Here is a 14,848-nt window from a genome sequence, read left to right on the forward strand (position 1 = left end):
GCGGTTACATCCGTTCCGGCGCCGAGACGCCCAGCAGTTCCAGTCCGTTGGCCAGCACCTGGCTGGTGGCGTCGTTGAGCCACAGCCGGGTGCGGTTGGTGTCGGTGATGGGTTCCTCGCCCTGGGGCGCGACGCGGCAGGCGTCGTACCAGCGGTGGTAGGCGCCAGCGATGACTTCGAGGTGGCGGGCCACGCGGTGCGGCTCGCGCAGCTCGGCGGCCTTGGCAACGATCGAGGGGTAACTGCCCAGGTGCGAGAGCAGCTCGTTTTCGGTGGCGTGATCCAGCAGGGCGGCGTTGAAACTGTCTTTGCCGTCCACACGGCGCTCCACCCCTGCGGCCACGGCGTTGCGGGCGGCACCGCGGGAGCGGGCGTGGGCGTACTGGACGTAGAAGACCGGGTTTTCGTTGCTGTGCTTCTTCAGCAGCTCAGGGTCCAGCGTCAGCGGCGAGTCGGCGGGGAACCGGGCCAGCGAGTACCGGACGGCGTCCTTGCCGAGCCAGGAGATGAGGTCCTTGAGCTCGATGATGTTGCCGGCGCGCTTGGACAGCTTGGCGCCGTTGACCGAGACCAGCTGGCCGATCAGGACCTCGATGTTGACCTCGGGGTCGTCCCCCGCGGCGGCCGCAATGGCCTTGAGCCGGTTGATGTACCCGTGGTGGTCGGCGCCGAGGAGGTAGATCTTCTCGGTGTAGCCGCGGTCCTTCTTGGACAGGTAGTAGGCGGCGTCGGCGGCGAAGTACGTCGGCTCACCGTTGGCGCGGATCATCACGCGGTCCTTGTCATCGCCGAAGTCGGTGGTGCGCAGCCAGACCGCGCCGCCGTCGTCGAACACGTGGCCCTGCTCGCGCAGGCGGGCGACGGCGTCTTCGATCGCGCCGGCGTCGTGGAGCTCCTGCTCGGAGAAGAACACGTCGAAGTCGACGCCAAACCCGGCCAGCGTCTGCTTGATGTCGTGCATCTGTGCCTTGTAGGCGGCGCCGCGGATCACCGGCAGGGCCGCGACTTCGGTGAGTTCGCGGATGTCGGGGTGTTCGGTGAGCACTTCGTGGCCGAGGTCCGCGATGTACTGGCCCGGGTAACCGCCCTCAGGCACGTCCCTGCCGTGCAGCCGGGCGAACACGGAGTTGGCGAACACGTTCATCTGGGAACCGGCGTCGTTGATGTAGTACTCGGCCGTGACGTCGGCGCCGGAGGCCCGGAGGACGCGGGCGATCGCGTCGCCGAGGGCGGCCCAGCGGGTGTGGCCGATGTGCAGCGGGCCGGTGGGGTTGGCCGAGACGAACTCCATGTTGACCACGTGCCCGGCGAGCGCGGTGTTGGTGCCGTACGCGGGTCCGGCCTCGACAATCGCCTTGGCGAGGGTGCCGGCAGCGGCAGCGTCCACGGTGATGTTCAGGAAGCCTGGCCCGGCGATGTCCACCGCGGACACGCCCTCGATCGTCTTCAGCCGGGCGGCCAGGACGGACGCGAACTCCCGCGGGTTGGTGCCGGCCGTCTTGGCCAGCTGGAGGGCGACGTTCGTGGCCCAGTCCCCGTGGTCCCTGTTCTTCGGGCGCTCCACGCGCACCTCAGCCGGGATGTCGGCCGCGGAGAGGGCAATGTCACCGGCCGCGACGGCGTCCTTCAGGCAGGCGGATATGGCGAGGGAGAGTTCTTCTGGGGTCACACTTCTAGCCTACCGGTGGGCCCGTGGTGCGGCGGAATTCCGCGCCCGGCATGACGTCTGCGCGAGGGAAACGGCAGCGTCCGGGAAAACCCAAGGTCTTCAGTGCTTCGCACCAAGGGTGAACCGTTACCCTAAAAACAACGTCGTCAACTCTGTCAGTGCCACGATATTTTGGCTGTCCGATCCTGCAACGAATCGAGTCCCGCATGAATTCCGCCTTCCGTAAAAGCGTCCTCGTCGGCATCGCCGGCCTCTCCGTCGCCGGAACCGCGGCTGGCTGCGCCCCGGCCGCGCAGCCGCCGGCTGCACAGGGCGCGGCTCCGGCGTCCGAGTCCGCCGCAACCACCGGGTCCTACAAGGACGGCACGTACAGTGCCGACGGCCACTACACCTCGCCCAACGGCACCGAGACTGTCGGCGTGGAACTGACCCTGGCCGGCGGCTCGGTGTCCGATGTAAAGATCACGCCGCACCCGTCGAATCCGAACACCCGCAAGTTCCAGGGCGAGTTCGCCAGCGGCATCCAGGCCCAGGTGGTGGGCAAGAAGCTGGACGAGATCAAGGTGTCCAAAGTGGCCGGATCCTCGCTGACCAGCGGCGGCTTCAACCAGGCCGTGGCGGATATCAAGACACAGGCCCAGTAACCCTGCAGGGGACAGAGGAGCAGGAACAGAGGAATCGTGCCTCATCCGGGCTGGTCGCACTTCAGCTTTGACGGGATCGGGACCCGCTGGGAGATTTCCACGCCGTCCCGGCTCTCCGGCAAACACCGCCGTGGACTGCTCGCCACGGTGGAGACGTACGACGCCGCGTGGTCCCGGTTCCGGCCCGACTCACTCATTGCGGACGCCGCCCGAACGCCTGGCCGCGTTGAGCTGCCCGAAGAATCAGCCGCCCTGGCCGAGCTGTACGGCACGCTGTACCGGCTCACTGACGGCGCGATGACCCCGCTGATCGGCGGCAGCCTGGAGCGCCTGGGCTATGACGCCAACTACTCACTGCGCCCGGGCGGCGCGCCGCTTCCCGCGCCGCGGTGGGAGGATGTACTGGACTGGCGCGGCACCGTGCTCACCACCTCGGCACCGGTGGTGATCGACGTCGGCGCGGCCGGCAAAGGGCAGTTGGCCGATCTGCTCTCCGCGCAACTGCGGGAGGACGGCATCGCCGAGCACTTCATCGATGCCAGCGGAGACCTCCTGAACCCGGGGCCGGATCCTGTAGTGGTGGCCCTTGAGCACCCCTACGATCCCACCCAGGCGATTGGCACGGTCCGGCTGGAGGCCGGCGCCTTGTGCGCCTCCGCCGCGAACCGGCGGGTCTGGGGCGACGGGTTCCACCACGTCCTGGACGGCACCACGGGAGCGCCGGTGCGCACCGTCGTCGCCAGCTGGGCCATGGCCGGGACGGCGATGGTGGCCGATGCGCTCGCCACAGCATTGTTTTTTGTCGACGGTCCGCGGCTGGAGCAGGAGTTCGATTTCGCCTGGCTCACGGCCTATTCGGACGGGCACGCGGAATATTCAGCCGAATTTGAAGGGGCGCTGTTTTCATGACTGCCATCACCACCACTCCGATCGGCTCGAGGCTGGATACCGCCTTGGGCCGGCTCACGATGTACAGGCTGGTGCTGTGGGTCCTGGCCGTCCTGGCCGGCTACAGCCTGCTGCTCAATGTGTTGGGCTGGCTGACGTTCGGGCTGCCGGAAATGCTGGCCCACCTGGTCCTGTGCCTTGGCCTGACGTACGCCTCCAGCCAGGGGCTGGCCGCGCTCTTCCACGTGCGTCCGCACACGGAGTCCTCGCTCATCACCGGTCTGCTGCTGTACTTCCTTTTCTGGCCCAGCCAGCTGACCCAGGGACTCCAGGTGGCCGAAATCGGCGGCGTCGCCCTGGCCTGCGTCCTGGCCTCGGCCTCGAAGTATGCGCTGGCCTGGCGCGGCCGCCACATCTTCAACCCGGCCGCGGCCGGCGCCTTCCTCGCCGGACTGACCGGGCTCAACATTGCCACCTGGTGGGCGGCCACATCGTCGATGCTCTTGCTGGTGCTGCCGGGGGTGCTGCTGGTGCTGTACCGGACCCGCAAAGTCACCATGGCCGCCGTCTTCACCGTCGTGGCCGTCTCCATCGTGGCCGCGGACCTGCTGCGGGCCGGGCTGGACGTTCCCGAGGCGCTATGGCAGACCTTTGCGCAGCGTCCGGTGCTGTTCTTCGTCGGGTTCATGCTCACCGAACCGCTCACCTTGCCACCGCGGCGCTGGCAGCAACTGGCACTGGCCGCCGTCGTCGGGGTGCTGTTCGCCGTTCCGTACAACCTGGGGTTCGTGGCCAACTCCCCCGAACTGGCACTGCTGGTGGGCAATGTGCTCGCCTTCGCCGCCGGGCAGCGGGGCGCGGTGCGGCTGCGTTTTGAGGGTTCCCGGGTGCTGACGCCCACGACGACGGAGTTCAGCTTCCGCCCGGAACGCCAGGTGCGCTTTACCCCCGGGCAGTCCCTGGAACTGCACCTGCCGCCGGACAAAGCTCGCGACCGGCGTGCCGGCAAGGGCGATGGGAAGGGAATCCGGCGCGTGTTCAGCCTGACAAGCGCCCCCGGCGCACCCCTGCTGACGATCGGCGTCGGGACGGCGGAGCCGGTGTCCTCCGCCAAGCGCTCGCTGTTGGCCCTTGCACCTGGCGACTCTCTTACCGCGACCACCGTGGGCGGCGACTTCGTCCTGCCCCGGGACCCGGCCGCCCCCGTGCTGCTCATCGCGGCCGGAATCGGGATCACCCCCTACATGGCCCAGCTGGCCGGGGCGCCGACAACTGACCGTGACACGGTCCTGCTGTACCTGGCAAAGAATCCCGAAGAACTGGCCTATGCCGAGGAGCTGCAGCGCTGCGGCGCGCGAGTCCTGGCGCGCCTTGCCGACGGTTCGGCGCCGCCGGCCTTCATGCACAACGCGGGCGCCAGGAGGATTGACGCGGCGGCCCTCAAGGAGCTGGTCCCGGACATCGGCGGCCGGGAGGTCTTCGTCTCCGGCTCGCCCGCCAGCGTGCGCTCGCTGCGGGCCGCGGCACGTGGCGCGGGTGCCCGCCGCGTCCATGTGGATTCCTTCACCGGCTACTGAGAGACCGGCTGCCGAGGGGCCGGATCCGCCCCGGAGTTTCACGGGCATTTTGGGCAGTTGGCATGCACGTGGCTCCACAAATGAGTGGCGATTTTCCGTTGGAGGCCACCTTCCTGCTAAGCTCTAGGACGTCCCGCCGGTAACGGCAGGATCCCTGGATGCCCTCGTAGCTCAGGGGATAGAGCGTCTGCCTCCGGAGCAGAAGGTCGTAGGTTCGAATCCTATCGAGGGCACAAAATACCGGCATCGCCGGAAAACCCCGCCGTTTCACTGAAACGGCGGGGTTTTTTGTTTCCCGATCCGCCTGAGGTCGGCGAAAAACGCGCAAATCCAGCGGTTTTGACCCTGCCGAATGTCAGTCCCCGCTCGTAGTCTGATGTCATCGGTGGCGGCTATCCGGCACGCCCCGTAGCGTGAAGGGGTCTCTCATGTTCGTTCCAACTCCGTACTGCTCCATCATTCCGCCCTATATGCTCCGCCGCCTGGCCGCACAGCGCGAGCCTGAGCTCTCCTTGGCCGCCCGGGCGGCCAAGCAAGCCCTGCAGCACGTGCCTGGCTTCCAGGCCTCCCGCACCGTGCCCGGGCCCGGCGGCCAGCCTGGCTTGCGGGAGATCAAGCCTTCTCCGCCGGAACGGACGGTCTACGACGCCAAGTTCGCCGAGCAGCTGCCCGGCAGCGTGGTCCGCAAAGAAGGCGAACCGCCCACTGGCGATCCCGCCGCCGATGAGGCCTATGACGGCCTGGGGCACACGCACCGGCTCTACGCGGAAGCCTTCGGACGGAATTCGATCGACGGCAAGGGCCTCCGCCTGGATGCCAGCGTCCACTACGGCCGCCTGTATGACAACGCCTTCTGGGACGGCCAGCAAATGGTCTTCGGAGACGGCGACGGCCAGGTCTTCGAGCGGTTCACGAAATCCCTCAGCGTGATCGGCCACGAACTGACCCACGGGGTCACCCAGTACTCTGCCGGGCTTCTCTACCGCAATCAGGCCGGCGCCCTGAATGAGTCGATGTCCGATGTCTTCGGGGCTCTCGTGGAGCAGTACTTCCGTAAGCAGTCGACGGCGCAGGCCAGCTGGCTGATCGGCGAGGGCCTCTTCACGGACCAGGTGCAGGGGTCCGCATTGCGGTCCATGAAGGCCCCGGGGACGGCGTACGACGACGACGTGCTCGGCAAGGACCCGCAGCCGGACTCGATGGACGGGTACGTGCGCACCAGTGCGGACAACGGCGGAGTGCACATCAACTCCGGCATCCCGAACCGTGCGTTCTGCCTGGTTGCCACCTCCCTCGGCGGCAATGCCTGGGATGCGCCGGCACGGATCTGGTACGAGACCCTGACGGGCGGCACACTATCCCCCAATGCCACGTTCGGCGCCTTCGCCAAGGCCACTGCCGCGTCAGCCAAGGAGCTTTTCGGGGAGGATTCCAAAGAGCATGACGCCGTGCGCTCCGCGTGGGAAACTGTGAAGGTCAAGTTCCCGGGAGCCCGACGATAAGCCAGGCCCCTGCGGATCGAGTCCGATTGAGATCCGAGTCCAATGAAGATCCGAGTCGAATGAAAATCACTGTCCAGCGCAGCGGCGGCGTGGCCGGCATGAAACTGACGTGGACTGTCCGGCCCGAGCCGCCGGACGACACGGACCGGTGGCAGCCGCTGATCGAGGCCTGCCCATGGGACGCCGTCGGCGGGACTGTGGGAGCAGCCGGCCAGCCGGACCGGTTCATGTACAGCATCCGGGCCGATCAGCGCCGGGCGGTCCTGCCGGAGCGTGAACTGACAGGACCATGGCGCGACCTCGTCGACTGCGCCCGGGCCGCGGCCGAAGAGGAGGCGGCTCCGCCGGGCCTTGACTGACCCGCGGACTAGGCTGTGGCCAGGTGTCCCCGGAACGTTCGCCTGTAGGACTGGGGGCTGGTGTCCAGCGCCTTTGCGAAGTGGTGCCGCAACAGCACCGAATGCCCGAAGCCGGCTTCCCGCGCCACTTCGTCGATATTGAGCTCCGTAGTCTCCAGCAGCTCCTGGGCGCGCAGCACCCGCTGGGAATTGAGCCATGCCGCCGGGGTGGCTCCTGTTTCCGCGCGGAAGCGCCGCGCGAACGTCCGCGGCGACATATGGACCCGGGCTGCCAGTTCGTTGACCGCGTGTTCCTCGTCCAGATGCCTCACCATCCACTGCAGCAGCCGTTCCATGGGCTCCGAGCCGCACTGCGGAATGGGCCGGTCGATGTATTGGGCCTGGCCGCCGTCCCGGTGCGGCGGGACCACCATGTCCCGGGCGATGGCGGCGGCCACTTTTGCACCAAACTCGACGCGGATCAGGTGCAGGCAGGCATCGATCCCGGCGGCCGTGCCGGCGCTGGTGATGATCCGGCTGTCCTCGACGTAGAGGACGTTTTCATCCACCAGGACAGCGGGGTACCGGCTGGCCAGCTCCTGGGAGTAGTGCCAGTGCGTGGTGCAGCGCCGGCCATCGAGCAGCCCCGCGCGGGCCAGGGCGAAGGCCCCGGAGCAGATGGACATCACCCAGGCGCCGCGGGCATGCGCCGCCCGCAATGCGTCCAGGACGGACTCGGGAACATCCTCGTCGCGGCCGTACGGCGCCATCACCACCAGGTCCGCGTCCGCGGCTGCTTCCAGCCCGAGACCAACGTGCATGGACAGGCCGGATTTGAGCGGGACGTCGCCGGGCTCCGGAGCGCAGACGCGGAAATCGAAGCTTGGCACGCCGTTTCCGCGGTCCGACCGGTCTATGCCGAAGACTTCAAAGGCGGTCGCAAACTCGAAGATCGAGAAGTTGGGGACCACGATCATTGCCACTGATTTGATCATGACTCCATTGTGGCAGAAACAGTGGCAGAAATTATAGCTTTTTGGTCATTTCTGCCACTTTTTTAAGAGGCCGAACCGGAGAACCATAGAGGTATGGAACTCCTCGGATTCGCCCTCATCATCCTGGTTCTTGCCGGCGTCACCGCCACGATCGCCGCCCTCCGCAAGGATGGCCTCGGCCACACTCCTCCCGTCCGCTCGGATGAATACTGGATGGCCCGGGACCTGCCGAGCATCAATTACACCCTCCGGAACTTCTGAGTCCGCGCACGTATTGCCCACCTGCCCATCGGGCCCGGTCACCGACCGGGCCCTCGACATGCGCCAGGACTTAGCAGCGCAGGCGACCACCCGAGTTCAACCGTGTGACGGCCCAGCGTGCCAGAACAGGGTGACTGAACGTCCGCCGTCGCCACTCCGGTAGACAGCCCGCCCCAGTAGACTGTCTCCAGCCATGACATTTCATATTTCCTACCCCGCCGACCTGCCGGTTTCCGAGCGCCGCGAAGATCTGATGGCCGCCATCGCGGCCAACCAGGTGACCATCATCGCCGGCGAGACAGGCTCGGGTAAGACCACCCAGATTCCCAAGATGTGCCTGGAACTCGGCCTGGGCGAGAACGGACTGATCGGGCACACCCAGCCACGCCGGCTGGCGGCCCGCACGGTGGCCGAGCGCATTGCGGAGGAACTCGGCGTCGAGATCGGCCAAGAAGTGGGTTTCCAGGTCCGCTTCACCGGCGAGGTCAGCCGGTCCACCAAGGTCAAACTCATGACCGATGGCATCCTGCTGGCGGAAATCCAGCGCGACAAGCTCCTGCGCAGGTACAACGCCATCATCATTGACGAGGCCCACGAGCGCAGCCTCAACATCGACTTCATCCTCGGCTACCTCAAGCGCATCCTGCCGCAGCGCCCGGACCTGAAGATCATCATCACCTCGGCCACCATCGATCCGGAGCGCTTCGCCAAGCACTTCGGCAGCGAGGAAGAGCCCTCCCCCATCATCGAGGTCTCGGGCCGGACATTCCCGGTGGAAATCCGCTACCGCCCGCTGTCCCAGCCCGCCGGCGGCGCCGAAGACGGAGCCGGGGAAGGCGCAGCTGCGGACGACGAACTCGAGGAGGACCGGGACCCGCTGGACGCGGTGTGCGACGCCGTCGACGAACTCGCAACGGAGGCGCCGGGCGACATTCTGATCTTCTTCTCCGGCGAGCGCGAAATCCGCGACGCGGCGGAGGCACTCAACACCCGCATCCAGTCCAACCGGCGCCTGGCCGGCACCGAGGTCCTTCCCCTGTTCGCGCGGCTGAGCCTGCAGGAGCAGCACAAGGTCTTCCACCCCGGCAGCAAGCGCCGGATCGTGCTGGCCACCAACGTCGCCGAAACCTCGCTGACTGTCCCCGGCATCAAGTACGTCATCGACACCGGCACCGCGCGCATCTCGCGCTACTCGCACCGGACCAAGGTTCAGCGCCTGCCGATCGAGCGTGTGTCCCAGGCCTCGGCCAACCAGCGCTCGGGCCGCTGCGGCCGTGTCTCCGACGGTATCGCGATCCGGTTGTACTCCGAGGAGGACTTCGAGTCTCGGCCGCCGTTCACGGACCCGGAGATCCTGCGCACCAACCTCGCGGCCGTCATCCTGCAGATGACCGCCATGGGCGTGGCCCGCGGACCGAAGGATGTAGAGAACTTCCCGTTCGTCGAGCCGCCGGATTCGCGCGCCATCAACGACGGCGTCAGCCTCCTGCGCGAACTCGGCGCCCTCAGCGCCGCCCGGCAGCAGGAGCCAACGGACGACGTCGGGCAGCGCGACGGCGGGCAGCGCCGCGGTTCCGGCCGCCCCGGAAGCGGACTCACCGCCGTCGGGCAGCAGCTGGCGCAGCTGCCGGTGGACCCCAGGCTTGGCCGGATGATCGTGGAGGCCGGAAAGCGCGGCTGCGTCCGCGAAGTCATGATCCTGGCCGCCGCCCTGACCATCCAGGACCCGCGTGAGCGCCCGACCGACAAGCAGCAGCTCGCGGCGGAGAAGCACGCCCGCTTCCGGGACGAGAACTCGGACTTCACCGGCTACCTGAACCTGTGGAACTACCTGCAGGAGAAGCAGCAGGAGCTCTCCTCCACGGCGTTCCGCCGGCTCTGCCGCACTGAATTCATCAACTATCTCCGGGTCAGGGAGTGGCAGGACCTGTTCGCCCAGCTCCGGCAGATGGCCCGGCCGTTGGGCATCAGCCTGGACAACAAGCGCCTTGCCGATCCGGTGGGCAACCACGACGGCATCCACATCAGCCTGCTCTCGGGGCTGCTGAGCCACGTCGGCATCCTCGACGAGCGCAAGCGCGAGTACGCCGGCGCCCGCGGCAGCCGCTTTGCGATCTTCCCGGGCTCGGCATTGTTCAAGAAGTCACCCACCTTCGTGATGGCCGCCGAACTCGTCGAGACGAGCCGGCTTTGGGCCCGCGTCGCGGCGAAGTTCGATCCGCTCTGGGCCGAGCAGGTGGCCCCGGACCTGGTCAAGCGCAGTTACAGCGAACCGCACTGGTCCAAGAAGATGGGCTCGGTGATGGCCCACGAAAAGGTCACGCTGTACGGGGTGCCCATCATCCCGAGCCGGCGCATCAACTACGGCAAGGTGGAACCGGAGCTCTGCCGTGAGCTCTTCATCCGCCATGCCCTGGTCGAAGGTGACTGGCAGACCCACCACAAGTTCTTCCACCGCAACCGCGCACTCCTCCACGAAGTCGAGGAGCTCGAGGCCCGGATGCGGCGCCGGGACATCCTGGTGGACGACGAGACGCTGTTCGAGTTCTACGATGCCCGGATCGGCGCTGACGTCGTTTCTGAGCGGCACTTCGACAAGTGGTGGAAGGATGCCCGGCAGCAGGATCCGGCGCTGCTCGATTTCGAGAAGTCCCTGCTGATCAGCGAGGACGCCGCGGCCCTGGACGAATCGGCCTATCCCAAGACGCTCTTGCACAAGGGTTTTGAACTGCCGCTGAGCTACGAGTTCCACCCCGTTGCGCCCGGCTCGCCGCCGAATCCGTCCGACGGCGTCACCGCCGAGGTCCCCGTGCTGTTCCTGAACCAGCTCGACGACGCCGCGTTCCGCTGGCTGATCCCCGGGCAGCGTGTGGAACTCGTGACGGCGCTCATCAAGTCGCTGCCCAAGCAGATCCGCAAGAACTTCGTCCCGGCGCCGGACGTGGCCCGCCAGGCCGTCGCGGCGCTGGAAGCCGACTTCGATCCCGCAACGGACGAGCTCGAGTCTTCCCTGGAGCTCGTGTTGCGCCGGATTCGCGGACAGGTCATCCCGCCGGGTTCCTGGAACTGGGACGCCGTGCCGGCACACTTGCGCGTCAGCTTCCGGGTGGTCGACTCCCGCGGCAAGGTCCTGGATGAGGGCAAAGACCTCAGCGCGCTGCAGGAGCGGCTTGCCCCTGCCACCCGCCGGGCAATCGCGGAATCCCTCGGCGCCACACCTGGCACCACCGCCCCGGCGAAGGGGACTGCGGCCAGGGGGAAAGCTGCCACGAACGGGACCTCGAACGGGAAGGAAACGACCCGGACGGCTCGGGCGGGCACGTCGGCGCCTCTCCTCGGTGCGGCCGCGTCCCCTGGCGGGTTCACAGAAAAGTCCGGGCTCAAGGACTGGACGTTCGGAACCGTCGAACGCCAGGTCCAGGGCAGCGTGGGCGGGCACACCGTCACCGGCTATCCCGCCCTGGTGGACGAGGGAACTTCCGTGGCCCTGCGGCTGTTCCAGACTGCGTCCGAGCAGCAGGAAGCCATGCGCGGCGGAGTCATCAGGCTCCTGGCCCTCAAGGTGCCGCCACCGGACCGGTACGTCCTGGAGCACCTGAACAACACCGAGAAACTGACGTTCAGCCAGAACCCGCACGGCTCCGTGACTGCCCTGATCGCTGACTGCGCCCTGGCCGCCATCGACAAGCTCACGCCGGCCGGGCTGCCCTGGGACGAGGCATCGTTCAAGGCGCTCTACGAGACTGTCCGGGCGGAGCTGATCGATACGGTCTTCACGGTGACCGCCGTCGTCGAGCGCATCCTGGCCAGCACGGGCCGGATCGAAAAGCAGCTCAAGGGCACCACGAGCCTGGCCCTGATCAGCGCGCTCAATGACGTCAAGAGCCAGCTGGAGCAGCTCGTGTACCCGGGTTTTGTGGCACGGACGGGCTACGCCCAGCTCAGCCAGCTGCCCCGCTACCTCACGGCGATCGAGAAGCGCCTCGAGAAGCTGGCAGGCAACGTCCAGCGGGACGCCCAGCACATGGCGGCCGTCCAGGCCCTCGAGGACGACTACGACGACGCCGTCTCCGCGCTGCTGCCTGGACGGCGGGCCGGCGCCGAGTTAACCCACGTGCGCTGGATGATCGAAGAACTGCGGGTGAGCCTCTTCGCCGTCGAACTCGGGACCGCCTATTCGGTGTCCGAGAAGCGCATCCGGGCGGCGCTCAACAAAGTGCTGGCGCCGGCGTAAACCCCTTGGGGTGCTGCGCCGGCGCCAGTTGGCGGCCGTGGGTGGCGTCGTTTCTAGGCGGCCGGGACGTGCTCGGCGTGGCCGGCCGCGCGGAGGCCTTCGCGGAGCTTTTCCGCGTTGGCGTCCAGCCTGGCCGGATCCGGGTGCTGGTCCGCCGAGCCGAAATCAAAGTCCGCCATCGAGTTGGAGGGCCACACGTGGACGTGCAGGTGGTTGATTTCGTAGCCGGCCACGATGAGCCCTGCCCGGGAGGCGTCGAACACGCCCACCTGGACGGCACCGATCTTGCGGGCAACTTCCATGACCCGGCCGAGGACCTCCGGCGAGGCGTCCGTCCAGCGGTCCACTTCCTCAGTGGGCACCACGAGGGTGTGGCCGTCGGCCAGCGGGCCCATGGTCAGGAATGCCACGACGTCGTCCTCGCGCCATACAAAGCGGCCCGGGATCTCGCCCTTGATGATTTTGGTGAAGAGAGTGCTCACGCGTCTGCCTTTTCTGCCGGTGACCCCAGTGTGCTGGCGTCCAGGACAAAACGGTACTTCACGTCGCCGGCCACCATGCGGTCGTAGGCTTCGTTGAGCTGGTCCGCGCCGATGACCTCGACGTCGGACACCACGCCGTGTTCAGCGCAGAAATCCAGCATCTCCTGGGTCTCGGCGATGCTGCCGATCAGCGACCCCGCGTACGCGATCCGGCGCCGGATCAGCGCCCCGGGATTGACGGACGGCATCGCCGTCGGGGGCATGCCCAGCTGGAACAGCGCGCCGTCGCGGCGCAGCGTGCGGAAGTAGGGGTTGAGGTCGTGCGGCGCGGCGACGGTGTCGATGATGACGTCGATGCTGCGGTTCGCGGCGTCCATAGCGGCCGGATCAGTGGAGAGGATGACGTCGTCGGCGCCCAGCTCGCGCGCCGCGGCGAACTTGTTCTCCGACGTCGTGAAGACCTTGACCTCGGCGCCCATGGCCTTGGCGATCTTGACGGCCATGTGGCCGAGGCCGCCCAGTCCGACGACGCCGACCACGTCGCCTTCCTCGACCTCGAAGTAGTTCAGGGGCGAATACGTGGTGACGCCTGCACACAGCAGGGGCGCGGCGGCGGCAGGATCCAGGGTCTCCGGGACCCGCAGGACATAGCTCCGGTCCACCACGATGGAGGTGGCGTAGCCGCCCTGGGTGATGGCGCCGTCGTTGCGGGGATCCTTAGCGCCGTAGGTTCCCACCAGGCCGTTTTCGCAGTACTGCTCGAGGCCGTCCAGGCAGCTTTCGCATTCGCGGCAGGAATCCACCATGCAGCCCACGCCCACGCGCTCACCCACCGTGAAGTCATCGACGGCGGAGCCAAGCCGGGTGACCCGGCCGACGACCTCGTGGCCCGGGATCAACGGATAGGTGTCGCCGCCCCATTCGCCGCGGGTGGCGTGCACGTCCGAGTGGCACAGTCCGCAGAATTCGACGGCGATCTCGACATCGTCCGCCTTCGGCGCCCGGCGGGACACGGTCAAGGGAACAAGTCCGCTATCCGGTGCGGTGGCACCGTACGCGGCGGCCAGGGTGGGGCCGGCGGTTTGCGCCACGCTGCCCGCGGTGGTGTGCTCGGTGGTGCCGGAAGTGGGTTCGGAATCCGGCAGCGGCTTGGCGAGGGGCGGGGGTACGGGACGTCCAGGTGTCATACGTTGACGCTACCCCCGGTCCCGGTCCGTATTCCACTTTGGTGGGGCCAGCCGCGGTGTGGGCACTGTTGACCGGTCCACGGGCCCCGGGCGTCACTCCGGTCCCTGGGCCGCGGGCGTCTGACCCGGCACGCTGAACATATGACGCCGGCCGCCGAGGCACTATTGCCCTGCGGCGGTCCGCCACACTGCGGGCTAAGCCGCCGCGGGAGCACTACGGGGTTCGATCACGGCCACACCCTCCGGCAGCTACTCCACGGGCTTTCAACGCAATTATGGACCCGGGCCGCCGCAGCCCTGCGCGCGAACTCCTCCGGAAGCACTCCACACGGTTCGGTCACAATGATTCCCCAATTACTCCACCGGCTGCATCTCTCCAACACCAATCCGACACCTTCCCTTCAATGTCGGACCCCTTTGGGAGACTGGATTTATGGACGGCAATCAGGGGCCCAAAGGGGTTCCGGCAGGGCACGGCGGCACCGGCTTCGGCCGCGCCGGGCACGCTCCTGCTTCCGTTCCGGACGCGATTCCGGACCCACCGCTGATGGCGTCCGCCGGTGACCTGGTGCGGATGGTGTCCGCCCTCCGCCCGGCCACGGACAGTGCCGGAATGATCGACCAGCTCCGGGAACTCGAGGACGTGAAGTCGGCCGCGGCCGCCGCGCAGGCCCGGATCGCGGTGACCTTCGACCTGCTCCAGCGCCGCGCCCAGGCCAGCCAAGGCGTGGCCGCCAAGGATCTCGGGGCCGGGATCGGCGCGCAGATCGCTTTGGCCCGGCGCGAATCCCCCGCCAAAGGCGGCCGCCTCCTGGGGCTGGCCCAAGCCTTAGTCACCGAGATGCCCCACACCCTCACCGCAATGGAAACCGGGGTTCTGAATGAATGGCGCGCCACCCTCCTCGTGCGCGAGACCGCCTGCCTGAGCGCCGCCGACCGTACCGCCGTCGACGCCCAACTCGCCCCGGACACCGGCACCCTTGCCGGGCTGGGCGATCGGGCCATCACCGCCGCAGCCCGGGCTGCCTCCTACCGGTGCGACCCTCGCTCCGTGACGGACCGGGCCGCGCA

At 67.7% G+C, this 14,848-nt stretch carries 11 protein-coding genes, 1 tRNA gene and 1 pseudogene; 9 read left to right on the forward strand and 4 right to left on the reverse strand.

Annotated elements, in window-relative coordinates:
- Positions 1-4: 4 nt before the first annotated feature.
- Complete coding sequence (argS, locus tag AC1DEY_RS09895) at positions 5-1,669, reverse strand: arginine--tRNA ligase (protein WP_476867780.1); 1,665 nt, start codon at positions 1,667-1,669, stop codon at positions 5-7.
- 206 nt (positions 1,670-1,875) lie between these two features.
- On the opposite strand from argS, the gene AC1DEY_RS09900 reads away from it, so the two are divergent.
- From AC1DEY_RS09900 to AC1DEY_RS09925, 6 genes are all read left to right on the forward strand, one after another.
- The gene (locus tag AC1DEY_RS09900) at positions 1,876-2,313 is read left to right on the forward strand and encodes an FMN-binding protein (protein ID WP_476867781.1); all 438 of its coding nucleotides are present in this window, start codon (positions 1,876-1,878) and stop codon (positions 2,311-2,313) included.
- Positions 2,314-2,349: 36 nt separating this feature from the next.
- Positions 2,350-3,222: an FAD:protein FMN transferase gene (locus AC1DEY_RS09905; protein WP_476867782.1), complete on the forward strand. Its 873-nt coding sequence runs from the start codon at positions 2,350-2,352 to the stop codon at positions 3,220-3,222.
- On the forward strand, positions 3,219-4,778 hold the full coding sequence (locus tag AC1DEY_RS09910) for an FAD-dependent oxidoreductase (RefSeq protein ID WP_476867783.1): 1,560 nt from the start codon (positions 3,219-3,221) through the stop codon (positions 4,776-4,778). The genes AC1DEY_RS09905 and AC1DEY_RS09910 overlap by 4 nt, the downstream gene beginning before the upstream one ends.
- Positions 4,779-4,938: 160 nt before the next feature.
- Positions 4,939-5,011: transfer RNA gene (locus AC1DEY_RS09915), tRNA-Arg, on the forward strand.
- 195 nt (positions 5,012-5,206) lie between these two features.
- The gene (locus AC1DEY_RS09920; protein WP_476867784.1) at positions 5,207-6,280 is read left to right on the forward strand and encodes a M4 family metallopeptidase; all 1,074 of its coding nucleotides are present in this window, start codon (positions 5,207-5,209) and stop codon (positions 6,278-6,280) included.
- A 59-nt stretch (positions 6,281-6,339) separates the two neighbouring features.
- Positions 6,340-6,639 carry a protealysin inhibitor emfourin gene (locus AC1DEY_RS09925; RefSeq protein WP_476867785.1) on the forward strand — a complete coding sequence of 100 codons (300 nt, stop codon included), beginning with the start codon at positions 6,340-6,342 and terminating at the stop codon, positions 6,637-6,639.
- Positions 6,640-6,647: 8 nt separating this feature from the next.
- Here the strand turns inward: AC1DEY_RS09925 and AC1DEY_RS09930 are convergent, their stop codons facing one another.
- Positions 6,648-7,613, reverse strand: coding sequence for a GlxA family transcriptional regulator (locus AC1DEY_RS09930; RefSeq protein ID WP_476867786.1), 966 nt, complete (start codon positions 7,611-7,613; stop codon positions 6,648-6,650).
- A 93-nt stretch (positions 7,614-7,706) separates the two neighbouring features.
- On the opposite strand from AC1DEY_RS09930, the gene AC1DEY_RS09935 reads away from it, so the two are divergent.
- Entirely contained in the window at positions 7,707-7,874 is a 168-nt protein-coding gene (locus AC1DEY_RS09935) for a hypothetical protein (protein WP_476867787.1), read from the forward strand.
- 193 nt (positions 7,875-8,067) lie between these two features.
- Positions 8,068-12,108: an ATP-dependent RNA helicase HrpA gene (gene hrpA / locus AC1DEY_RS09940; RefSeq protein ID WP_476867788.1), complete on the forward strand. Its 4,041-nt coding sequence runs from the start codon at positions 8,068-8,070 to the stop codon at positions 12,106-12,108.
- A 53-nt stretch (positions 12,109-12,161) separates the two neighbouring features.
- Here hrpA and AC1DEY_RS09945 read toward each other — a convergent pair whose 3' ends face one another.
- Both AC1DEY_RS09945 and AC1DEY_RS09950 read right to left on the reverse strand, forming a co-directional pair.
- Positions 12,162-12,590: an HIT family protein gene (locus tag AC1DEY_RS09945; protein ID WP_476867789.1), complete on the reverse strand. Its 429-nt coding sequence runs from the start codon at positions 12,588-12,590 to the stop codon at positions 12,162-12,164.
- The gene (locus AC1DEY_RS09950) at positions 12,587-13,777 is read right to left on the reverse strand and encodes an NAD(P)-dependent alcohol dehydrogenase (protein WP_476867790.1); all 1,191 of its coding nucleotides are present in this window, start codon (positions 13,775-13,777) and stop codon (positions 12,587-12,589) included. Before AC1DEY_RS09950 ends, AC1DEY_RS09945 begins: the two co-directional genes overlap by 4 nt.
- Before the next feature lie 574 nt (positions 13,778-14,351).
- On the opposite strand from AC1DEY_RS09950, the pseudogene AC1DEY_RS09955 reads away from it, so the two are divergent.
- Positions 14,352-14,848 (forward strand): annotated as a pseudogene (locus tag AC1DEY_RS09955) (HNH endonuclease); the annotation flags it as partial.

This window comes from Arthrobacter sp. 05T47 (assembly GCF_056395825.1).